This is a genomic window from Caenimonas terrae, from assembly GCF_042655405.1.
GTDB classification, from domain to species: Bacteria; Pseudomonadota; Gammaproteobacteria; order Burkholderiales; family Burkholderiaceae_C; genus Ramlibacter; species Ramlibacter terrae_A.
The window spans coordinates 668632-690175 of record NZ_JBHSMF010000006.1 but is presented as its reverse complement, the minus strand read 5'-3'; the positions used below and the strand labels follow the sequence as shown (position 1 = coordinate 690175).

The 21544-nt window shown below is 70.1% G+C and carries 24 protein-coding genes; 5 read left to right on the top strand and 19 right to left on the bottom strand.

Annotated elements, in window-relative coordinates; genetic code table 11:
- Nucleotides 1-34 precede the first annotated feature (34 nt).
- The gene (locus ACFPOE_RS10170; protein ID WP_376849969.1) at nt 35-331 is read left to right on the top strand and encodes a hypothetical protein; all 297 of its coding nucleotides are present in this window, start codon (nt 35-37) and stop codon (nt 329-331) included.
- On the opposite strand, the gene ACFPOE_RS10165 is transcribed toward ACFPOE_RS10170, so the two are convergent.
- From ACFPOE_RS10165 to ACFPOE_RS10120, 10 genes are all read right to left on the bottom strand, one after another.
- The gene (locus ACFPOE_RS10165) at nt 306-668 is read right to left on the bottom strand and encodes a hypothetical protein (protein ID WP_376849968.1); all 363 of its coding nucleotides are present in this window, start codon (nt 666-668) and stop codon (nt 306-308) included. The genes ACFPOE_RS10170 and ACFPOE_RS10165 overlap by 26 nt on opposite strands.
- Before the next feature lie 22 nt (nt 669-690).
- Nucleotides 691-1887, bottom strand: coding sequence for a c-type cytochrome (locus tag ACFPOE_RS10160; protein ID WP_376849967.1), 1197 nt, complete (start codon nt 1885-1887; stop codon nt 691-693).
- A 65-nt stretch (nt 1888-1952) separates the two neighbouring features.
- On the bottom strand, nt 1953-2336 hold the full coding sequence (locus ACFPOE_RS10155; RefSeq protein WP_376849966.1) for a SirB2 family protein: 384 nt from the start codon (nt 2334-2336) through the stop codon (nt 1953-1955).
- Nucleotides 2337-2338: 2 nt separating this feature from the next.
- On the bottom strand, nt 2339-3535 hold the full coding sequence (locus tag ACFPOE_RS10150) for an NnrS family protein (RefSeq protein ID WP_376849965.1): 1197 nt from the start codon (nt 3533-3535) through the stop codon (nt 2339-2341).
- Nucleotides 3532-4680 (bottom strand): hypothetical protein, encoded by a 1149-nt coding sequence (locus ACFPOE_RS10145; protein ID WP_376849964.1) that lies wholly within the window; start codon nt 4678-4680, stop codon nt 3532-3534. The genes ACFPOE_RS10150 and ACFPOE_RS10145 overlap by 4 nt, the downstream gene beginning before the upstream one ends.
- Complete coding sequence (locus tag ACFPOE_RS10140; RefSeq protein ID WP_376849963.1) at nt 4629-4961, bottom strand: metal-sulfur cluster assembly factor; 333 nt, start codon at nt 4959-4961, stop codon at nt 4629-4631. Before ACFPOE_RS10140 ends, ACFPOE_RS10145 begins: the two co-directional genes overlap by 52 nt.
- Nucleotides 4958-5398, bottom strand: coding sequence for an RrF2 family transcriptional regulator (locus ACFPOE_RS10135; protein WP_376849962.1), 441 nt, complete (start codon nt 5396-5398; stop codon nt 4958-4960). The genes ACFPOE_RS10140 and ACFPOE_RS10135 overlap by 4 nt, the downstream gene beginning before the upstream one ends.
- 5 nt (nt 5399-5403) lie before the next feature.
- Nucleotides 5404-7665, bottom strand: a complete 2262-nt coding sequence (locus ACFPOE_RS10130; protein ID WP_376849961.1) for a nitric-oxide reductase large subunit — start codon at nt 7663-7665, stop codon at nt 5404-5406.
- Between the two features lie 43 nt (nt 7666-7708).
- Nucleotides 7709-7996 (bottom strand): DUF2249 domain-containing protein, encoded by a 288-nt coding sequence (locus ACFPOE_RS10125; RefSeq protein WP_376849960.1) that lies wholly within the window; start codon nt 7994-7996, stop codon nt 7709-7711.
- Between the two features lie 119 nt (nt 7997-8115).
- Nucleotides 8116-8457, bottom strand: coding sequence for a cupin domain-containing protein (locus ACFPOE_RS10120; protein WP_376849959.1), 342 nt, complete (start codon nt 8455-8457; stop codon nt 8116-8118).
- A 125-nt stretch (nt 8458-8582) separates the two neighbouring features.
- Here ACFPOE_RS10120 and ACFPOE_RS10115 point away from each other — a divergent pair, with 125 nt between their 5' ends.
- On the top strand, nt 8583-9551 hold the full coding sequence (locus ACFPOE_RS10115) for a Bug family tripartite tricarboxylate transporter substrate binding protein (protein WP_376849958.1): 969 nt from the start codon (nt 8583-8585) through the stop codon (nt 9549-9551).
- Here ACFPOE_RS10115 and garL read toward each other — a convergent pair whose 3' ends face one another.
- The 7 genes from garL to ACFPOE_RS10080 are packed head-to-tail and all read right to left on the bottom strand — an operon-like array spanning nt 9552 to nt 16691.
- A complete protein-coding gene (garL, locus tag ACFPOE_RS10110; RefSeq protein ID WP_376849957.1) occupies nt 9552-10334 on the bottom strand; it encodes a 2-dehydro-3-deoxyglucarate aldolase in 783 nt (260 codons plus the stop codon).
- Nucleotides 10335-10343: 9 nt separating this feature from the next.
- The gene (gene gudD / locus ACFPOE_RS10105; protein ID WP_376849956.1) at nt 10344-11678 is read right to left on the bottom strand and encodes a glucarate dehydratase; all 1335 of its coding nucleotides are present in this window, start codon (nt 11676-11678) and stop codon (nt 10344-10346) included.
- Nucleotides 11679-11691: 13 nt separating this feature from the next.
- A complete protein-coding gene (locus ACFPOE_RS10100; RefSeq protein WP_376849955.1) occupies nt 11692-12663 on the bottom strand; it encodes a Bug family tripartite tricarboxylate transporter substrate binding protein in 972 nt (323 codons plus the stop codon).
- A 2-nt stretch (nt 12664-12665) separates the two neighbouring features.
- Nucleotides 12666-13628, bottom strand: coding sequence for a Bug family tripartite tricarboxylate transporter substrate binding protein (locus ACFPOE_RS10095; RefSeq protein WP_376849954.1), 963 nt, complete (start codon nt 13626-13628; stop codon nt 12666-12668).
- 23 nt (nt 13629-13651) lie between these two features.
- Nucleotides 13652-14566 carry a 5-dehydro-4-deoxyglucarate dehydratase gene (kdgD, locus tag ACFPOE_RS10090; protein WP_376849953.1) on the bottom strand — a complete coding sequence of 305 codons (915 nt, stop codon included), beginning with the start codon at nt 14564-14566 and terminating at the stop codon, nt 13652-13654.
- Between the two features lie 11 nt (nt 14567-14577).
- Nucleotides 14578-15699, bottom strand: coding sequence for an L-talarate/galactarate dehydratase (locus ACFPOE_RS10085; protein WP_376849952.1), 1122 nt, complete (start codon nt 15697-15699; stop codon nt 14578-14580).
- Entirely contained in the window at nt 15696-16691 is a 996-nt protein-coding gene (locus ACFPOE_RS10080) for a Bug family tripartite tricarboxylate transporter substrate binding protein (protein ID WP_376849951.1), read from the bottom strand. Before ACFPOE_RS10080 ends, ACFPOE_RS10085 begins: the two co-directional genes overlap by 4 nt.
- 188 nt (nt 16692-16879) lie before the next feature.
- Between ACFPOE_RS10080 and ACFPOE_RS10075 the strand changes: the two genes are divergently transcribed.
- The 3 genes from ACFPOE_RS10075 (at nt 16880) to ACFPOE_RS10065 (ending at nt 20390) form a co-directional block, all read left to right on the top strand.
- A complete protein-coding gene (locus ACFPOE_RS10075) occupies nt 16880-17890 on the top strand; it encodes a LacI family DNA-binding transcriptional regulator (protein ID WP_376849950.1) in 1011 nt (336 codons plus the stop codon).
- 10 nt (nt 17891-17900) lie between these two features.
- Nucleotides 17901-19487, top strand: a complete 1587-nt coding sequence (gene garD / locus ACFPOE_RS10070; RefSeq protein ID WP_376849949.1) for a galactarate dehydratase — start codon at nt 17901-17903, stop codon at nt 19485-19487.
- A 177-nt stretch (nt 19488-19664) separates the two neighbouring features.
- Nucleotides 19665-20390, top strand: coding sequence for a sulfite exporter TauE/SafE family protein (locus ACFPOE_RS10065; RefSeq protein WP_376849948.1), 726 nt, complete (start codon nt 19665-19667; stop codon nt 20388-20390).
- Nucleotides 20391-20467: 77 nt separating this feature from the next.
- Here the strand turns inward: ACFPOE_RS10065 and ACFPOE_RS10060 are convergent, their stop codons facing one another.
- Nucleotides 20468-20608: a DUF3096 domain-containing protein gene (locus tag ACFPOE_RS10060; protein ID WP_376849947.1), complete on the bottom strand. Its 141-nt coding sequence runs from the start codon at nt 20606-20608 to the stop codon at nt 20468-20470.
- A gap of 109 nt (nt 20609-20717) precedes the next feature.
- On the bottom strand, nt 20718-21536 hold the full coding sequence (locus tag ACFPOE_RS10055; protein WP_376849946.1) for a S1 family peptidase: 819 nt from the start codon (nt 21534-21536) through the stop codon (nt 20718-20720).
- Between the last annotated feature and the right edge of the window lie 8 nt (nt 21537-21544).

The following is a 21544-nucleotide window of genomic DNA, read 5'->3' as shown; positions in this document are numbered from 1 at the left end:
CGTTGCCTAGACTGGAGCGAATCCACCAAGCGCCATGCTCCAGTCCCCCCAGTCCACTGCCCCGCCCTCGGCCTCCATGCCCCAGCAGCTGTCGGCGGGTTACGCCCTGCTGCAGGACGTGGACGAGGCGCTGCGCCATGCGGAAATGGCACTGCAGGCTGCGCACCGCGATTACGTCGCGCGGGTGGGCCCGCGGCCCGACACCGTCTACCGCGAGGTGGTGCGGCTGCGCGAGCAGGCGCGCGTGATGCTGGACCAGCTGGCCGACCTGTTCCTCGGCGAGGAACAGCGCGGCCACCGCCAGGTCAGCGAAACGCGCTCACGGCAATAAGCAGGAAGCCGGCCACCGCCAGCAGCGCGTGGACCACGATGATGTTCTTGGGGATCGGCAACTGCTTGTTGTGGAACGCCAGGTTCAGGTAGATCCCGCCCAGCGCCGCCGCCGCCAGCAGCAGCAGCCCCAGCCAGGCGAGCGACGGCATGCCCGCGGCGAATCCGGCGTAGAGCAGCAGCGTCAGCCCGCTGCCGGCCAGCAGGCCATGCAGCATCGCGATCCAGGACGGCGGCCGCTCGGCGCCCGAAAAGCGGATCACCGCCATCAGCAGCCCGCCCACCGCGGTCAGTGCCAGCAGGATCGTGGCGGTCTTCATCATCGTTGCTGCATCCATGGCGATTCTCCTTCGGTATTGTTCAGAGCGATTTCAGGTACTGCGCCAGGTCGGCGATGTCCTGCGCCGACAAGCCTAGTCCTTTTTTGCCGTTGTAGGTCTGGGCTGCGGCTTCGAGCGTCGGCGCCGAGCCGTCGTGGAAGTAGGGCGCGTGCTGCCAGGCGCCGCGCAGCGGCGAGGTGCGGTACTGCTTGGTCGCGGAGCGCGCGGCGTAGCTGGGCGACTCGGGCTCGGCCATCGAGTCGGCCGGCGGATGCAGGGTGGCGTTGGCGTCGGTGAAGCTGGCGCCCGAGTGGCAGGTGGCGCACTTGCCGCCGCCCTCGAACACCAGCCGGCCGCGGGCGGCCGCCGCCGCGTCGAAGCTGCCGGCCGGCGGCGCCGGGGCGGCGAGCGACAGCTGGTAGGCCTGCAGCGCCGGCAGCTTGGCGCTCACCAGGTCGACGCTGCCGTGCGTCACCGACAGGTTCAGCCGCGGCTCGACCACCGAGCCCAGGCCGCCCATCTGCGTCACCGCCACGTAGCGGTTCCAGTAGGCCAGGTCCTCGCCGTCGCCGGTGAACGTGATGCGGTGGATGCCGTCCAGGCCGTAGGCGGGCGGGATCACCACCGGCTTGTTGCTGCCGTCGATGTTGAAGCGCGGGTCGTACTTGCCCTTGCCCCAGGAGTTGTAGACCGCCTTCATCGCGCTGGTGAGCGCGGGCGACAGGGCGATGATCGCGCCCGGGTTCAGGTCGCGGTTGGGCCAGCCGTCCAGCCGCTTGCCGATGCCCGGCGCAAACGAGTTGTCGACGGTGGAATGGCACAGGGCGCAGGTGACGCCGACCCGCACCAGCGCGTCCTTGCCGTCCACCGCCTGCACCGTGCCCTTGATGCCCACCACCGCGTCCAGCTTGATCAGCGCCACGGTCGTGGCTGGGCTTTTCAGGTCCACGCTGCCGTTGCGGATGCCCTCGACCACCGACGGCGGCAGGGCATCGGCGTCCACCTTCAGCCCCACCGACAGCGCCGTCGTCGGGTCGACGGCGGCGGCGATCACTTCGTGCATCCGCAGCGTGTCGGTCCACTGCGCCTCGTCGCCGAAGGTGTCGAAGCGGAAGATCTGCTGGCCTTGCGCGACCAGCGCCGGGTCGGGCGGCGCGTTGTCCGATGAGCCGCCGCAGGCCGACAGCAGGGTCGCCGCCGCCAGGCAGCCGATGGGAAGGAGCAGGTAGGCACGCATGGTGGTCTTTCGTGGAGTCCGTGCCGTTAGACGCGGTGGACCGCAGAAAGGTGACGGCGCAGCCGTCAGGCGAAGAAGCCGCGCGGATCCTTGGTGATCGCCACCGAGACGATCCAGCCGAAGGTGACGAGCGCGCCGACCCAGGCGACGGCGCGCACCGGCGCCGGCCGTCCGGGCTTGAGCGCCACCATCCCCAGCGCGATGTACCCCAGCAGGCCGGCGATCTTGGCCAGCAGCCACGGCGCCTGCATCGGGTTGAGCCGCAGCGTCCAGGCCAGCAGCAGCGCGGATGCCAGCAGCACCGTATCGACGACGTGCGGCAGCGTCTTGGCCGGCCTGCTGCCGACCCAGGCCGCGCCCAGCAGCGAGCCGAGGCCGCGGGCGAAGAAGCCGGCGATTGAAAGGGCAACCGCGGCCTGGTGCACCGTCTTGAGGGCGACGTAGTCCATGCTCAGCCCGGCTTGCCGTCCAGCCGCGCGCGGGTCAGCACCGGCCAGTAGCGCAGCGCGTACAGGCCGAAGCCCGCGGACCACAGGGCGGCCGAGCACAGCACCGCGTGGACGATGAATGCCGGCGCCGCCAGCGGCACCCCCACGCGCACCAGCGCGGCGGCGATCACCAGCGCGAAGCAGGCCACGTCCCAGCGGTCCGCCACCAGCGGCCGGCCGGTGTGGCCGCGGGCGGTGCGCGCCATCATGCCGATGATCAGCCCGCCGGCGGCGCCGACCGACAGCGCGTGGACCGCCAGCGAGGGCGCAACCCAGCCCGGCTGCGCCAGCGCGCGCAGCACCAGGTGCACCGGAATCCACAGATAGGCGACATGCAGCACCCACACCAGCGGCGCGCGGCCGGTCTTCCATGGCTGCCAGAGCGACCAGCGCGCCAAGTGCGCGGCGCCGGCCGCGACCGCCAGCAGCGCCAGCGGCAGTCCCTGCAGTTGCGCGGCGTCGGCGGCCAGCAGCGCCAGCGTCAGGCCCAGCGCCGCCTGCTCCAGCAGCGGCCGGCGGGTTGCGTTCGCACCGGGCACGCCGTTGTTGGTGAACATCGGGATCACGCGGCCGCCCATCACCGCCATGATGAACAGCACTGCGTCCAGCGCCACCTGGATGCCGACCCAGCCGGGTACCTTGAGCACGCCGAGCTTGTCCAGGTGCACCAGCAGTTCGGCCGCCGACAGCAGCACCAGCAGCCCGACGAAGAAGTAGTTGCGGCGGTTGCCGGCGGCGACGAAGGGGATCGCCAGCGCGACCGCCGCCGCCAGCGGGAAGGCGGCGTTGGCGATCGCCGCGCTCCAGCCGAAGGGAGTCAGCACCAGCACCCGGCCCGCCACCCAGAGCAGCGCCAGCGCCGCCAGCGGGGCGCCGGCCAGCGTCGGCCGGTTGGCCCAGTTGCGGCCCGCGGTCAGCAGGAAGCCGACGATCACCGCCAGGATGAAGCCGAACAGCATCTCGTGCGCGTGCCACAGCGGCCCGTCCAGATAGGGCCGGCCCAGCCAGCCGGAAAACTGCAGCGCCCACAGCGGGATCGACAGCGCGGCGAACACGCTGGCCAGCAGATAGAACGGGCGGAAACCCAGTTGCCACAGCGCGAAACGCGGCGGCCCGGCGGCGGCGCGGGCCGGCTCCTCGATGCGGATGATGGTGCTCATGAACGGTTCTCCCTGGCCCGCCCCGGGCCGTGCCGATGACGCCAGGCCAGCGCCGCGCCCGCCACCGTGGCGGCGAACAGGGCGATGGCGACGGCATTCAATGATGCGCCGATTGCGCGCAACGCCATGTCGTTCCAGCCGGCGCCCAGCCGCAGCAGCAGCGACAGGTGCAGCGCCGCCAGCGGAACATAGAAGGCATTGCCGAACTGCAGCTTGACGCGCGCCACCGCCGGCAGGATCACCGGCGCGTGGCCCATCATCATGCTGACGATGAAGCCCAGGCCCAGCGCGTGCAGCGCCACGTCGCGCAACGGCAGCCCGAGCGCGGTCGCGGCCCAGGCGGCACCGGCGACGGCCAGCCAGGCATAGCCGCCCAGCAGGCACAGCGCCATGTAGCGGGCCAGGCCGCCGGCGCGCACCGTGCGCCGCGCGATGTCGAAGGCGGCCAGCCATGCCGCCAGCGCGAACAACGCGGCGCCGTACAGCACGCCGCCGGCGCGGGGCGCGAAGGCCGAGAGCGCCGCACCCGCTGCCAGCGCCGCCAGCACCAGTTCCAGCGCCAGCTGCACGCCGGGCCGGCGCCGCATCAGCCGCGTCATTTCCAGCCGCTCGGCGGCGACGGTCAGCACCAGGAAGGCGAACCACCAGGGCAGCGCGGCAAGGCTGGCGCCGCCGCCCGCAAAGGCCAGGTTGCCTGCCAGCCAGGCCAGCGCGCCACCCAGCAGCAGCGCGGTGTGGGCGGCGCGCTGGCGCAGCAGCAGCTGGATGTTGACGGCGACGAACAGCATGGACGCGCCCACCAGCAGCCAGCCGCCCGCCGCCGGCCGGCCGGCCAGCAGGGCCAGGCCTGCGAGCCCGGAGCCCAGCGGCGCCAGCAACGCCCAGCGCAACCTGACGGCGACGGCGCGCTCGACGCCGATCACGGTGCCCATGAAGCCGCAGATCATCAGCGCCGCGTGGGCCAGCGCCGCCTGTGCCAGCCAGTCGGCGCCGCCGCCGGCCGGCAACATGACCCCGGCCCGCAGCAGCCCGCCGGCGATGCCGGCCGCCAGCGACAGCAGCGCCGTCGCCAGCACCAGCGCGCGCGCGGCGATCACCATCCCATGAAGCGCCGGGCGCTCTCGCTCATGCGCGCGGTGGTCCATGGCGGCTCCCAGACCAGGTCGACCTGGATCTTGAGCTCCGGCGGCAGCGCGCGATCGAGCTGGGTTTCGATGTCGTCGACGATCACATCCGCGACCGGGCAGGCGGCGGAGGTCATGGTCACTTCGACCCTGGCGACGCCGTCGGCGACGCTGACGCCGTAGACCAGGCCGACGTCGACGATGTTCATCGCCACTTCCGGGTCCACCACGCGGCGCAGCGCGGCGAGGATCGCCGGCTGCAGCTGCGGCGGCCCGCGATAGGGGAATGGCTCTGTGTTCATGCGTTACGCCCGGCGAACAGGATGGCGGCCAGCTGCTGCCGGTTGCGTACCAGGTCGGCCAGCGTGTAGCGATCGAGCACCGCGTAGAAGGCTTCGACCGCCTCGCCCAGCACGCGGCGCAGGCGGCACACGGGCGCGATGCAGCAGTTGCCGTCCTCGGCGAAGCACTCCGCCACCACCGCCTCGCCTTCGGTGCGGCGGACCACCGCGCCGACGCCGATCGCCTCCGGCGGCTCGCCCAGCGCCAGCCCGCCGCCCTTGCCGCGGGCGTTGGCCAGCCAGCCGGCCTTGCCCAGGAAATGCACGACCTTGGTCAGGTGGTTCTCCGAGACGTCGAATGCCGCCGCGATCTCGGCGATGGTGGCCCGTCGCCCGGGCCGGGCGGCCAGGTAGACCAGCACCCGCAGGCTGTAGTCGGTGAAGGCGGTGAGCTTCATGGCGCTCAGGCGGCAGCGGCGGTCCCCGCGATGGCGCTGGCCCGGCTCCTGCCCCATCCGAGCAGGCGGAAGGCATACAGGGCCAGGAACAGCGCGCCGATGGCGAACAGGATGTCGCCCGGCACCCGCAGCCAGACCAGGGCCTGCATCACCGGCGAGTGGATGATCTCGGCCGAACGCGCGTACCAGAGTCCCTTGCTGACGCTGGCCCAGGCCTGGTAGATGCCGGCCGGCAGCAGCGACAGGAAGACCATCATCGCCAGCCCGACGTTCATGCCCCAGTAGGCCGGCGCCAGCAGCTTGTCGGCGTGCAGGTGGCGCGGGTACAGCGTGCGCAGGCAGAACAGCATCAGGCCGATGCCCAGCATGCCGTACACGCCGAACAGCGCGGCGTGGCCATGGGCTGCCGTCATGTTCAGCCCCTGCACGTAGTACAGCGATGCCGGCGGGTTGATCGCGAAGCCCAGCAGCCCGGCGCCGACCGTGTTCCAGAAGCCGACCGCGACGAAGCACATCACGGGCCACTTCCAGGCGGCCAGCCACGGCATCTCCTGCGAGCGCTTCCAGGTCTGCAGCGCTTCCAGCCCGATCAGGGTCAGCGGCACCACTTCCAGCGCGGAGAACACGGCGCCGACGGCGATCACCGAAGTGGGCGTGCCCGTGAAGTACAGGTGGTGCAGCGTGCCCAGGATGCCGCCGAACAGGAACACGATGGTCTCGGCGATGATCGCGCGGTTGGCGCTGCTGGCGCGCACCAGGCCCAGGTTGGTGAAGATCAGGGCGACGACGGCGGTGGCGAAGACCTCGAAGAAGCCTTCCACCCAGAGGTGGACCAGCCACCAGCGCCAGTACTCCACCATCGAATAGTGGGTGTGCTGGCCCCACGCCAGCGAGGTCGCGTAGAAGCCGCCGATGCAGGTGGCCGACAGGAACACCATCGCGATCAGGCCGCGGGTCTCCGACGGCCGCTTCAGCGCCGGCCACAGCGCCCGCCCGAGCAGGAACACCCAGAACAGCAGGCCGACGAACAGCAGGATCTGCCAGACGCGGCCCATGCTGGTGTATTCCAGGCCCTGGTTGCCGAGCCAGAAGCTGAAGTTCACGCCCTGGTGCTGCAGCGTGCCGAGCCAGCCGGTGACGGTGGAGCCGACCACGATGGCGATCAGCGCCCAGAACAGCAGGTCGACGCCCAGCTTCTGCAGCTTCGGCTCTTTCCCCGACAGCAGCGGCGCGACGAACAGGCCGGTGGCCAGCCACGCGGTGGCGATCCAGAAGATGCCGATCTGGGTGTGGACCGTGCGGCTCACCACATAGGGCAGGACCTGCGCCAGCGGAATGCCGAAGAACGAACCGCCCTCGACCGCGTAGTGGGCGGTGACCACGCCCATGCCGATCTGCAGCAGCATCAGGCCGATGACGGCGAAGAAGTACTTGCGGGTGGCCAGCATCGACGGCGTGGCGACGGCGCCCAGCAGCGGGTCGGCCTGGGGCGGCTGGGCCTGCGGCTCGTGCTTGCTGCCGCCGTGCAGCCACAGCATGGCGGCGATGGCGCCCAGCAGCAGCACGATGCTGACCATCGACCAGATGGCGGCCGAATCGGTCATCTTGTTGCCCACCAGCGGCTCGTAGGGCCAGTTGCTGGTGTACGAGAGATTCTCTTCGCCGGGGCGGTCGGTGCTCGCGGCCCACGAGGTCCAGAAGAAGAAGGCGGTCAGCGCCGCGCGATCGGCGGGATCGGGCAGCAGGTTGCCGCGCATGGCGTACTGGTCGCGCAGCTTGTCCAGTGCTGCGTCGTCGCCGAACAGGCCCGCGTAGTGGCGTGCCACGCTGCGGATCGCCTGGGCACGCTGGGCCGAGACGGTGATGGCGCCGGTGGTTTCGTCATAGGTGTTGCGGCGCATTTCCTCCTTGAGGGCGGCGTCGACGGCGCCGCGCTCGGAGGCCGTCAGGGTGGCCACGTCCTTGCCGGCGCGCACGGCCTGCAGCGCAACCGCTTCGCGGTGCAGCCAGTCGGCCGACCAGTCGGGCGCGACGTAGGCGCCGTGGCCCCAGACACTGCCCTGCTGCTGGCCGCCGCTGGCCAGCCAGACCTGCTGGCCAAGCTGCACCTGCTCGCCGGTGAACAGCACCTCGCCGCCGGTGGTGACGACGGCCTTGGGAATGGGAGGCGCCGTCAGGTAGATCTGCAGCCCGAGGTAACCGAGCGCGCCGAACGACAGCACGAAGACGAAGGCGAGCCAGCGCCACAGCATCTTGTTGTTTTTCATGATTGGGGTGTTTCGAAGGGAGTTCGGGAAAGGGAACGAAGGGTCACGCGCCGCCGCCGCATGCGCCGCAGCAGCGGCCGTCGCTGGCGGCCGCCTTGCGCCTGGTGATCGCCACGCGCCAGGTGTCCGGGCCCTGCTCGAGGTAGTCCCAGCCGAACCCGCCGGGCGACTGCGCCTGGAAGGCGAAGTACAGCGGCCTGGGGTCGTGGTCGTTGACCAGTTCCATCGCCTGGCCGTCCGCCAGGGCGTTGAAGGTGGAGAAGATCAGCGGATGGCGCTCGCGCGGCGGGATGGCTCGGACGTCGATGCGGGGGCTGGTTTCAACGGGCATGGGAACCTCTCTAGAAGATGCATTTGGAATGCACCTATCGTAGGAAGCTCAGCCGGCCAGGGACTTGATCTGGATCAAAGGTGAGCACACTGCCACCCGGCCAGGATGACCGCAGGACGTCAGGACGCCGGCGCAGCCTTCAACGCGATCGTCAGCAGCAGCGACGAATCCTCCAGGGCGTGCAAGCCGTGGATCTCGTCGCCGGCCGAGTGCACCAGCTCCCCGGCGGCCAGCTCGCGCTCGCCGGCTTCGCAGGTGAACGCGATCCGCCCCTCGATGCACTGCAGCGTGATCTCGCCGGGCACCGCGTGCGGCGGCATCCGTTCGTCGCGTTGCAGGACCAGTCGGATCACCTCGAGGTCGGCCGACTTGAACAGCGCGTGGGAGCGGGCTTCGGCCAGCTTGGGGCCGAGTGGCCGCACGTCGATCACGTCGCCGGGCTGGGCATGGGGAATGGCCATGATGACTCCTAGTGTCCGTCCACTGTACACAGGCCGGCGTGCTGGCGGGGCGGCCCGCGGGATGGGACACTCCGGGGCCCGGCGCGTGCAAACTGGCGTGCCTCCAACCTCATGAAAGAACAACGATGCGATTGACAAGCTCCCTGAAGACCGGCTTCCTGGCCCTGGCCCTGGCCCTGGCCTGCGGGCTGGCGATGGCGGACGGCTATCCGTCGCGCCCGATCAAGTTCGTGGTGCCGTGGCCCGCCGGCGGCGCGACCGACCAGGTGGCGCGGATCCTGGCCCAGCCGCTGTCGCAGGCCATGGGCGTGCCGGTGGTGGTGGAGAACAAGGGCGGCGCGGGCGGCAACATCGGCACCCAGTCCTTCGTGCACGACAGCCCCGACGGCTACTCGATCCTGCTGGCCACCAGTTCCACCAACGCGGCCGGCCCGCACCTGTTCGCGCGGCAGGGCTTCGATCCGGCCAAGGACTTCACCCCGGTCACGCTGCTGGTCTCGATCCCCAACGTGATGGTGGTGCCGGCCAAGTCGCCCTGGCACAGCATCAAGGACATCGTCGCCGCCGCGCGCGCCAACCCCAACAAGTACACCTACGGCTCGGCCGGCATCGGCTCGTCGCAGCACCTGGCCGGCGCGCAGTTCAAGAAGTCGGCGGCGATCGACATCGTGCACGTCCCCTACAAGGGCAGCGGCCCGGCCGCGGCCGACCTGATGGCCGGCCACATCGACATGATGATCGACACCGGCTCGCTCGGCAGCATCAAGGGCGGCAGCCTGCGCGCGCTGGCCGTGGCGTCCGAGACCCGGCTGGACGTGCTGCCGGACGTGCCGACCTTCAAGGAAGCGGGCGTGCCGATGATCGCCTCGGCCTGGTACGGCGTGATGCTGCCGGCCAATGCGCCGGCCGACGTGGTGGCGCGCCTGAGCCGGGAATTCAACACGCTGCTGAAGAATCCCGAGATCCGCGCCCGGCTGCAGGCCATCGGCGCCGAGATCGGCGGCGGCAGCTCCGACAGCTTCGCCAGGTTCTCGCTGTCGGAGATCAAGCGCTACGAGGCCATCGTGCGCGATTCCGGCGCGCCCAAGGAGTGATCAGGCGAGAAAGCGATCGGCCAGCGCCTGGGTCTGGGCCCGGAACAGGCCGATGTCGTTGCCGACCGCGACGAAGCTGGCGCCCTGCTCCAGGTAGCGGCGGGCGTCGGCCTCCACCGGGGTCAGGATGCCGATCGGCTTGCCCTGGGCCCGGATGGCGGCAAACAGCCGGATGATCGCCGCCTGCACCTCGGGATGGCCGGGATTGCCGATGTGGCCCAGCGCCGCGGCCAGGTCCGAGGGGCCGACGAACACGCCGTCCACGCCATCGACCGCCGCGATCTGCGCCACCGCGTCGATCCCGGCCCGGCTCTCGATCTGCACCAGCACCGTCATGTTGTCGTTGGCGATCCTGAAGTAATCCGGCACGCTGCCGTAACGGTTGTTCCGCTGCACCATCGCCACGCCGCGGATGCCCTGCGGCGGATAGCGGGTAGCGGCGACCGCGTCGCGCGCGGCCTGGGCGGTCTCCACGAACGGGATCAGGAAGTTGTGGAAGCCGGCATCGAGCAGGCGCTTGATGATCACCGGCTCGTTGGCCGGCGGCCGCACCACCGGCGCGCTGGCGCTGTCCTTGAGCGCCATCAGCTGCGGGATCAGCGTGAGCACGTCGTTGGGCGAATGCTCCGCGTCCAGCAGCAGCCAGTCGAAGCCGGCCAGCCCCAGCACCTCGGTGGTGATCGGGTTGGCCAGCGAGCACCAGCAGCCGATCAGGCGCTGCTGCTCGCGCAGGCGCTGCTTGAAGCTGTTGACCGGAAAGGCGCTGTAAGGGGTGGGGTTCATCCTGCGATGTTATCGGTCCAGTGCCGGCCGCTTCGGATCGAACTTCCAGCCGGGGATGAGGAACTGCATCGCCATCGCGTCGTCGCGCGCACCGAGGCCGTGCTGCTGGTACAGCTGGTGCGCCTTCTCCACTTCGACCATGTCGAGCTCGACGCCGAGCCCCGGCTGCTTGGGCACCTGCACCAGGCCGCCGACGATCTGCAGCGGCTCGTTCGTCAGGCGCTGGCCGTCCTGCCAGATCCAGTGGGTGTCGATGGCCGTCACCCGGCCCGGCGCGGCGGCGGCGACGTGGGTGAACATCGCCAGCGACACGTCGAAGTGGTTGTTGGAATGCGAGCCCCAGGTCAGGCCCCAGTCGCGGCAGGTCTGCGCCACCCGCACCGAGCCGGCCATGGTCCAGAAATGCGGGTCCGCCAGCGGGATGTCCACCGACTGCAGCGACAGCGCGTGCGTCAGCTGGCGCCAGTCGGTGGCGACCATGTTGGTGGCGGTCGGCAGGCCGGTGGCGCGGCGGAATTCCGCCATCACCTCGCGGCCGGAGAAGCCATCCTCGGCGCCGCACGGGTCTTCCGCGTAGGCGACCACGCCCTGCATGTCGCGCATCAGCCGGATCGCGTCCTTGAGCAGCCAGCCGCCGTTGGGGTCCAGCGTGACGCGCGCCTTCGGGAAGCGCTCGTGCAATGCCCTGACGGCCTCGGTCTCTTCCTCGGCCCGCAGCGCGCCGCCCTTGAGCTTGAAGTCGTTGAACCCGTAGCGCGCGTAGGCGGCCTCGGCCAGCTTGACCACCGCCTGCGGCGTCATCGCCTTCTCGTGGCGCAGCCGGAACCAGTCGCTGTCCGCATCGGGGTCGCTGGCATAGGGCAGGTCGGTCTTGCCCTTGTCGCCGACGTAGAACAGGTAGCCGAGCATCTCCACCGCATCGCGCTGCTGGCCCTCGCCCAGCAGGGCCGCGACCGGCAGCCCGAGGAACTGCCCGAGCAGGTCCAGGAAGGCCGACTCCACCGCGGTGACCGCGTGGATGGTGGTGCGCAGGTCGAAGGTCTGCTGGCCGCGGCCGCCGCTGTCGCGGTCGGCGAACTGCCTGTGCATGCGCTGCAGCACCTGCTGGTGGTTGCCGATCGGCTGGCCGACCACCAGGGCGCCGGCGTCTTCCAGCGTCCGGCGGATCTTCTCGCCGCCCGGCACTTCGCCGACGCCGGTGCGGCCGGCGCTGTCGGTGAGCAGCAGCAGGTTGCGGGTGAAGAAGGGGCCGTGCGCGCCGCTCAGGTTCAGCAGCATGGAGTCGCGGCCGGCGACGGGGATCACCCGCAGCGCGGTGATGGTGGGAGTGGACGATGCGGCCATGGCCAGGTATTCCTCAGTCGAGCGTGATGCCACGCTCCTTGATGATGCGCGTGTAGCGCTTGCGGTCGCTGTCGATCAGCGCGCCGAACTGCGCCGGCGTCATGGCCATCGGGATCGCGCCCAGCTCGGTGAGCCGGCCCTTGACGTCGTCGGCAGCCAGCACCTCGCGCAGGTCGGCGGCGATCTTCTCCACCAGCTCCTTTGGCGTCGCGGCAGGCGCCAGCAGGCCGATCCACGAGATCGAGTTGAAGCCCGGGATGACCGTCTCGGCCAGCGTCGGCACGTCCGGCAGGGCGCCGACCCGCTTGTCGCTGGTCACCGCCAGCGCCCGCAGCTTGCCGGCCTTGACGTGGCCGCTGGCTTCCAGCACGGTCATGAACGACAGCTGCACGTGGCCGGCGAGCAGGTCGCCGATGGCCGGGCCGCCGCCGCGGTAGGGCACGTGCAGGATGTAGGTGCCGGTGGATTCCTTGAACATCTCGGCCGCCAGGTGCGGGCCGCCGCCGGCGCCGGAGCTGCTGTAGGTGAGCTTGCCGGGCTGGCGCTTGGCCAGCGCGATGAATTCGGCCGGCGTCCTGGCCGGCACCTGCGGATTGACCATCATGGCCAGCGGCAGTTCGGCGATCAGCGAGATCGGGGCGAATGCGCTGTCCGGGTCGTAGTTCAGTTTCTTGTACAGAGCCGGGTTGATCGACTGGGTGCCGATGTTGCCCACCAGCAGCGTGTAGCCGTCCGGGCGGGCCTTGGCCACCACATCGGCGCCGATCTGGCCGGCCGCGCCGCCGCGGTTCTCCACCAGCACCGGCTGACCCCACTTCGCGGCCAGCTTCTGCGCCACGATGCGGGCGCCGGTGTCCGTGCCGCCGCCGGGCGGAAAGGGCACGACCAGCGTCACCGGCCTGGTCGGAAAGGCGGCCGGCTGCGCCTGCGCGACCCCGCAGGCGAGCAGGGCGACGGCGGCGCTGGCGAGGACGCGGCGCCGCATGCTCAGTCGGCCTTGATGTGGCGGGAGGCGATCAGCTTGCCCCAGCGCGCGTATTCGGAGGCCTGGTAGGCCGCGAAGTGCTCCGGCGTGTCGGCCACGATCTCGAAGCCGAGTTCCAGCAGCTTGGGCTTGACGGCCGGGTCGTTGAGGGCGGCGACGATGGCGGCGTTGAGCTTGCGCTTGACGTCGGCCGGCAGTCCCTTGGGGCCGGCGATGGCCTGCCAGGACTGCACGTTGGCGCCCTTGATTCCGCTTTCTTCCATGGTCGGCACGCTGGGCAGCAGCGGCGAGCGCTTCTCGCTGGTGATGGCCAGCGCCCGCAGCTTGCCGGCCTGGATCTGGGGCAGCGCGGTGTTGATGTTCATGAAGGACGAATCCACCTGGTTGCCCAGCAGGTCGGTCATCACCGGGCCGCCGCCCTTGTAGGGCACGTGGATGCCGCTGGTGCCGGTCTGCAGCCAGAACAGTTCGGCCGTCAGGTGGTCGCTGCTGCCGTTGCCCGAGGAGGCGAAGGTCATCTTGCCCGGGTTCGCCTTCTCGTAGGCGATCACGTCGGCCATCGTCTTGTGGGCCGAAACAGTGGGCACCACCAGCACGTTGGGCGCCTGCACCGCGATCGAGATCGGGTCCAGGTCCTTGAGCGCGTCGTAGGGCACCTTGAACAGGTGCGGTGCGATCACGAAGGGGCCGAGCGAGGACACCAGGAGCGTGTAGCCGTCGGCCGGCGCGCGCGCCACCTGGGACGCGCCGATGGTGCCGGTGGCGCCGGCCTTGTTGTCGACGATGGCGTTGCCCGCGCCCAGCTTTTCCGGCAGCTTGCTGGCCAGCATGCGGGCGATCAGGTCGGTGGAGCCGCCCGGCGGGAACGGGACGACCAGCGTGATCGGCTTGGCGGTGGGCCAGGCCTGGGCCAGAGTCGCCATCGAGGCAAGCGCCAGCGACGCGGCGATCAAGATCTTTTTCATCGGAGTCTCCTGTGGTGGCGCTGTTACTGCGCGCCGAGTTTGGAAATCAGTTGCGCCAGCTGGTCGACCTCGGCCGGCTTGAGCTCCGACAGCGGCGGGCGCACCGGCCCGGCGCCGTGGCCGACCAGCGTGGCGCCGGCCTTGACCATGCTCACCGCGTAGCCCTGGCCCTGGTTGCGCAGCGCGATCAGGGGCAGGAAGAATTGGTCCAGCAGGCGGTTGGTCGTCGCCGTGTCGCGGGCGTGGTGGGCGTTGTAGAACTCCATCGCCGTCTTCGGGATGAAGTTGAACACCGCCGACGAATACACCGGGCAGCCCATCGCCTGGTAGGCGCCGGCGAACACTTCCGCCGTCGGCAGCCCGCCCAGGTAGGCGAAGCGATCGCCCATGCGGCGCTGGATGGCGACGAAGGATTCGATGTCGCCGACGCCGTCCTTGAAGCCGATCAGGTTGGGGCAGCGGTCGGCCAGCTTCACCAGCGAGGCCGGCGTCAGCCGGCAGGCGCCGCGGTTGTAGACGATGACGCCGAACTGCACGCTCTTGCAGACCGCCTCGACGTGGGCGACCAGGCCGTCCTGCGTCGCTTCGGTCAGGTAGTGCGGCAGCAGCAGCACGCCCTGGGCGCCCAGGCGCTCGGCCTCCTGCGCGTACTTGATGGCCAGCGTGGTGCCGCCGCCGGTGCCGGCGATGATCGGCATCCGGCCCTTGCAGGTGTCCACGGCGGTCTTGACCACCTGGCCGTATTCCTGCGGCTCCAGCGAGAAGAACTCGCCGGTGCCGCCGGCGGCGAACAGCGCGGTGGCGCCGTAGGGCAGCAGCCACTCGAGCCGGTCGGCGTAGGGCCTGGGTGCGAACTGCAGCTGGCTGTCGAAGTCGGTCAGCGGAAAGGACAGCAGGCCGTACGAGATGATCTTCTTGAGTTCTTGCGGGGTGGTCATGGTGGGATCCATCAGGAGGGAAACGAAAACTGCTCGCGGGTCCAGCCGCGGGCTTGCCCGGAAAGGGTCAGGCCCAGGCCGGGCCGGGTCGGCACCAGCATCCGGCCGTCCCGGATCTCGATGCGCTCGTCGAACAGCGGCTCCAGCCATTCGAAGTGCTCGACCCAGGGCTCGCGCGGATAGGCCGCGGCCAGGTGGATGTGAAGCTCCATCGCGAAGTGCGGCGCCAGCATCAGGCCGGCGTGTTCGGCCAGCGCGGCGACCTTCAGGAACGGCGTGATGCCGCCCACCCGCGGCGCATCGGGCATCAGGTAGTCGGCGGCGCGATGGCGGATCAGGTCGGCGTGCTCGGCGGCGCTGGTCAGCATCTCGCCGGTGGCGATCGGCGTGTCGAACTGCAGCGCGAGCGCGGCGTGGCCTTCGTGGTCGTAGGCGTCCAGCGGCTCCTCGATCCAGACCAGGTTGAACTGCTCGAAGATGCGGCACATGCGCTGCGCGGTCGGCCGGTCCCATTGCTGGTTGGCGTCCACCATGATCGGCACGGCGTCGCCCAGGTGCGTGCGCACTGCTTCCACCCGCTGGATATCCAGTGCGCCATCGGGCTGGCCGACCTTGAGCTTGATGCCGCCGATGCCGCGCGCGATCGACGCCGCGGCGTTGGCCTTCAGCTGCTCGATCGGCGTGTGCAGGAAGCCGCCGGAGGTGTTGTAGCAGCGCACCGAATCGCGGTGGGTGCCCAGCAGCTTGGCCAGCGACAGGCCGGCGCGTTTCGCCTTCAGGTCCCACAACGCGACGTCGAAGGCGCCGATGGCCTGGGTCGCCATGCCGCTGCGGCCGACCGAGGCGCCGGCCCAGCACAGCTTGTCCCACAGCCTGGAAATGTCGCTCGGATCCTCGCCGACAAGAACCGGCGCGATCTCCTTCGCATGGGCGAACTGGCCCGGGCCGCCGGCGCGCTTGGAGTAGCTGAAGCCCAGGCCGCCGTGGCCGTCCGCCGTCTCGATCTCGGCGAACAGCATCGCGATCTCGGTCATCGGCTTTTGCCGGCCGGTCAGGACCTTGGCGTCGCTGATCGGGTGGGCCAGCGGCAGGTAGCAGGAGGAAACCCTGACGCGCGAGATCTTGTCCATCATTCGAGCTTGAGGCCGGCCTTGGTCACCACCGCCTGCCAGTGCCTGATCTCGGTGTCCACGAACCTGGTGATCTCCGCCGGCGGCATGGTGGAGACTTCCGCGCCCTGCGCCACCAGCTGCTCGCGCACGGCGGGCAGGCGGATGATGCGCAGCAGCTCGGACGAGATCTTCGACAGCACCGCCGGCGGCATGCCCGCCGGCGCCAGCACGCCCTGCCAGGTGCCGGACTCGAAGCCGGGCAGCGTCTCGGCGATGGTCGGCACATCCGGCAGCAGCGCGACCCGCGTGAGCTTGGACACGGCCAGGATCTTCAGGCGCTTGGCCTGCACGAACGGCAGCGTCGCCAGCATCCCGTTCATCAGCACGTCGGTGGTGCCGGCCATGGTGTCGTTGATCGCCTGCGAGCCGCCCTTGTAGGGCACGAACGACCACTTGGCGCCGGTGCGCTCGGCGATCTGCACGCCGGCCAGGTGCGGCGCGCTGCCCAGCGCGGTGACGGCGAAGGTCAGGTGCTTCTTCTTCGACAGCTCCACCAGCTCCTTGAGGTTGTTCACCGGCACCGAGGGATGGACCACCAGCAGGTGCGGCGAATACGCGAGCATCGCGACGCCCTGCAGGTCCCTGGCCGGATTGAACGGCAGCTTGTAGAACGAGGGGCTGATGGCCAGCGCGCGCACGTCGCACAGCAGCAGGGTGGAGCCGTCGGCCGGCGCCTTGGCGACGAAGTCGGCGCCGATGTTGCCGTTGGCGCCGACCTTGTTGTCGACGATCACGGTGGTGCCCAGCGCCTCGCCCAGCGGCTGCGCGATGGCGCGGGCGATGATGTCCGAGGATCCGCCGGCGGTGAAGGGGACGATGATCCGCAGCGGTTTGCCGCCGAAGTCGACCTTGCTGCCCGCGGGCTGCGCTGCCTGCAGGCCGCCGGCCCCGGCGGCCGCCAGGGTGACGAGCGCGGCGCGCCGGGTGAGGCCTGTGGTGCTGGAATTCTTCAAGTGGATCTCCTGGATGACAACGTTATCATTTGGCGGCGCCTGCATCGGTCGGGTGGCGGTGAGGCCGGGGCCGCCTGGCGCTTTGCCCACACCGGCGAGGCCAGTCTAAGCGCCGGATCCATACCGCTGGCAATCGATTCGCGGCTATGGTAACGTTGTCATTCACGGCCGTCAAGCCATCCAGAAAAATGTCCAGCCCCACCCCCCAGCCCGCCAAAGCCGCCACCTTGCACGACGTGGCCCGGGAGGCGGGCGTGTCGCTGATCACGGCGTCGCGGGCCCTGACCAACCCGGGCCTGGTCTCGGACAAGACCATCGAGCGCGTGCAGCAGGCGGTCGCCGCCACCGGCTACATCCCCAACCTGCTGGCCGGTGGCCTGAAGTCCAGGCGCAGCCTGATGGTGGCGGGCCTGGTGCCCACCATCTCGGTGCCGCAGTTCCTGCCGACGGTCAAGGCACTGACCGAGACCCTGGACGCCGCCGGCTACCAGTTGATCCTGGGCCAGAGCGGCTACGACCATTCGCGCGAGGAGAAGCTGCTCAACACCATGCTGAGCCGGCGGCCCGACGGCATCGTGATCACCGGCCTGGTCCATTCGCAGCAGGCGCGCGAGCAGCTCAGCCGGCTGGGCATTCCGGTGGTGGAGACCTGGGACCTGAGCGACCGGCCGGTCGACATGATGGTGGGCTTCTCGCACGTCAAGGTCGGCAGCGCGGTGGCCGGCTTCTTCCTGTCGCGCGGCTGGCAGCGGGTTGGCATCGCCACCGGCGACGACCACCGCGCGATGATGCGGCACGACGGCTTCCTGGCCGCGATCGGGCGCGCGGTGCCCACCGCGATCGTGCCCGCGCCCAGCAGCGTCGAGTGGGGCCGGCGCGCGATGGCGCAGCTGCTGGAGAAAGACCCGCAGCTGCGCGCCGTCTACTGCAGCTCCGACGGTTTCGCCCAGGGACTGATGATCGAGGCGCAGTCGCGCGGCCTGCGCATTCCGCAGGACCTGGCGGTGTGCGGCTTCGGCGACGCGGATTTTTCCGCCCACCTGCAGCCGTCGCTGACCACCGTGCACATCGACGGCGCCGGCATCGGCCGCATCGCCGCGCAACTGATCATCGACCGCTGCGCCGGCAAGACCATCGACCAGCCGATCGTCGATGTCGGCTTCCACATCATCGAGCGGCAGTCCACCGCTCCAGCGTAGAAAGACCGCCATGCAAATCGCCGCCCGAGCGCCGCTGTACATCACCATGCACCCGGCCGACAACGTCGCCATCGTCGCCAACGACGGCGGCCTGCCGCCCGGCACCGTGTTCCCCTCGGGCCTGACGCTGCGCGAGCACGTGCCGCAGGGCCACAAGGTGGCGCTGGCCGACCTGGCCCAGGGCGATGCCGTGCGCCGCTACAACGTGACCATCGGGTCTGCCCTCAAGCCCATCGCGGCCGGCAGCTGGGTGCACGAGCGGCTGCTGGCGATGCCCGCTGCCCGCAGCCTGGAGCGGCTGCCGATCGCCACCGTCAGGCCCGAGCCGCAGCCGCCGCTGCAGGGCTACACCTTCGAGGGCTTCCGCAACCCGGACGGCTCGGTCGGCACCCGCAACATCCTGGCGATCACGCAGACGGTGCAGTGCGTGGCCGGCGTCACCGACTTCGCGGTGCAGCGCATCAAGGCGGAACTGCTGCCCATGTTCCCCAACGTCGACGACGTGGTGGCGCTGGAGCACGGCTACGGCTGCGGCGTGGCGATCGACGCGCCCGACGCCGTGATCCCGATCCGCACCCTGCGCAACATCAGCCTGAACCCGAACTTCGGCGGCGAGGTGATGGTGGTGAGCCTGGGCTGCGAGAAGCTGCAGCCCGAGCGGCTGATGCCGCCGGGGACCATCCCGCTGATCGACGAGCGCAACGTGGCGGATGTCGGCGTCAATGCCGACAGCAAGCTGGACGTGGTCTGCCTGCAGGACGACGCCCATGTGGGTTTCATGTCGATGGTCGACTCCATCATGCGGCAGGCGCAGGAGCACCTGGAGCGGCTGAACGCCCGCACCCGCGAGACGGTGCCGGCCAGCGAGCTGGTGGTCGGCGTGCAGTGCGGCGGCAGCGATGCCTTTTCCGGCGTCACGGCCAATCCGGCGGTGGGCTTTTGCACCGACCTGCTGGTGCGCGCCGGCGCCAGCGTGATGTTCTCGGAAACCACCGAGGTGCGCGACGGCATCGACCAGCTCACCTCGCGCGCCGCCACGCCGGAGGTGGCGGCGGCGATGATCCGCGAGATGGCGTGGTACGACGCCTACCTGCAGCGCGGCAGCGTCGACCGCAGCGCCAACACCACGCCCGGCAACAAGAAGGGCGGGCTGTCCAACATCGTGGAGAAGGCGATGGGCTCGATCGTCAAGTCCGGTTCGTCGCCGATCACCGGCGTGCTGGCGCCCGGCGAGAAGCTGCGGCAGAAGGGGCTGACCTACGCCGCCACCCCGGCCAGCGATTTCATCTGCGGCACGCTGCAGCTGGCCGCCGGCATGAACCTGCACGTGTTCACCACCGGGCGCGGCACGCCCTACGGGCTGGCCGAAGTGCCGGTGATCAAGGTGGCGACGCGCAGCGACCTGGCGCGCCGCTGGCACGACCTGATGGACGTCAACGCCGGCGCCATCGCCGACGGCGACGCGACGATCGAGGAGGTGGGCTGGGAGCTGTTCCGCCTGATGCTGGACGTCGCCAGCGGCCGCAAGCAGACCTGGGCCGAGCGCTGGAAGCTGCACAACGCCCTGGTGCTGTTCAACCCGGCGCCGGTGACTTGACGGCGGTTCCAGGAAGCAGACAGCCGGACGCAGAATTCACACAAGCAACGCAGAAGACGCAGAAAAGACCAATGGGTTGAATCATTTTCGATCGGCTGTTCTTTTGCGTGTTCTGCGTTGTTTCTGCGTCTTCTGCGTCCTTGTCCCCGCTTCAAGGCCTGAGGCATCATCGGCGGCGTGGATTACACGCTCGTCCTGATCCTGGGCCTGGTGGCCGGCACGCTGGGCGGCGTGGTCGGCTTCGGCACCTCGATCATGCTGATGCCGGCGCTGGTGCTGGTGTTCGGCCCGCGCGAGGCGGTGCCGATCATGGCGGTGGCGTCGATCATGGCCAACGCCTCGCGCGTGGCCGCCTGGTGGCGCGAGATCGACTGGCGCGCCGTCGCCGCCTACAGCGCCACTGCGGTGCCGGCGGCGGCGCTGGGTGCGGCGACGCTGCTGGTGCTGCCGGCGCGCGGCGTGGAAGCGATGCTGGGGCTGCTCTTCATTGCGATGATCCCGGCGCGGCGCTGGTTCGCGGCGCAGGACTTCAGGCTGGGGTTGTGGCACCTGGCCGCGGCCGGCGCGGCGATCGGCTACCTCACCGGCATCGTCGCCACCACCGGCCCGATCAACGCGCCCTTCTTCCTGGCCTACGGGCTGGTCAAGGGCGCCTACCTGGGGACCGAGGCGCTGGGCTCGCTGGCGGTGTTCGTCGCCAAGGCCGTCGCCTTCCGCAGCCTGGGGGCGTTGCCGGTGGAGACGGTGGGCAAGGGCGCGATCGTCGGCAGCTCGCTGGTGGCCGGCTCCTTCATTGCCAAGCACTTCGTGCGCCAGGTCGACGCCGCGCGTTTCCGCCTGCTGATGGACGGCCTGCTGCTGGCCGCCGGCATCACGATGCTGTGGGCCGCTGCGGCGCAGTGACTGCGCTGCGGATGGTCCTGGGCGTTCAAGAATTGCCTGGCCCGCGGCGGCCTTGCCGGCGGCCGCAGTGAAGGGGACTAGCGCGTGCCCATCAACCCCAGCAGGCCGATCAGGATCAGGTAGATCGCGACGATGTAATTGAGCAGGCGCGGCATGATCAGGATCAGGATGCCGGCGATCAGCGATGCGATCGGGCCGAGGTGGGGGATCAGGTTCATTGTCGTCTCCGAGGATGGGGTGCGTGCATCCTGCCTCAGCGGCGCGCCGGGCCATGTAGTCCATTGCCGACTCCTGCCATCCCGCAGCAGGTCCGGCACGACAGGTCAGCTAGCGCTCGGTCAGCGTCAGCAGGATGTCCGCGTACCAGGCGCAGTTCAGGCCCAGCGCTTCGTCCAGCTTCAGGTCGCGCGTGCCCACGTCCAGCCGCGCCGAGTGCACGCCCAGCAGCCGCCAGGGCAGGTCGCCGTGGCCGGCTTGCGCGGCGGCCATGCGCATCACCACCGGCGACCCGCTGGTGCCGCGGTGGGTCCGTGCGTCGGTGAGGAAATAGCCCTCGCCGCCGAAGCGCAGGCCGAAGGACGAGGCGTTGACCGCGTGCCGCGCGACCGGCATGTGGTGCAGCGTGTCGTGGAAGCCCAGCGGAAAGCCGACGATCAGCAGCGAGGTGCCCAGCTCCACCGGCTCGCTGGCCTCGTGCAGGTGGCGCGGCGTGAAGGCGCGGTACAGCGCGGTCCGGGGCAGCGCGTCGCGCTCGATCTCCAGCACCGCGACGTCGATCTCGCCGGACTTGTCCTTGCCCTGGCGCCACAGGCTCTTGCCGTCGCGGTACAGCGGCATCGAGAACCCGGTGGAGGCCGCCAGGTTCTCTTCGTCCATGTGCAGTTCGATCTCGATGCGGTCGGGAAAATGCTTGCTCGGCTCGTCGATCATCACGTGGCGGCTGGTCACCAGGAACAGCCGGTCGGCCCGCTCGAAGAAGAAACCGCTGGCGTTGGTCAGGCCCCGCTTGCCGTCGAAGGTGCCGATGCGCGCGGCCGTCAGCAGCAGGGATTCGAGCCGCAGCGAGGAGGGCGCCGGGACGGTGGAGGAGAGCGGCGCATCGCTTGCGGCGGGCGCCGGGAAGGATGTCGGTTTTCTGGTTGCCATGGGGAATT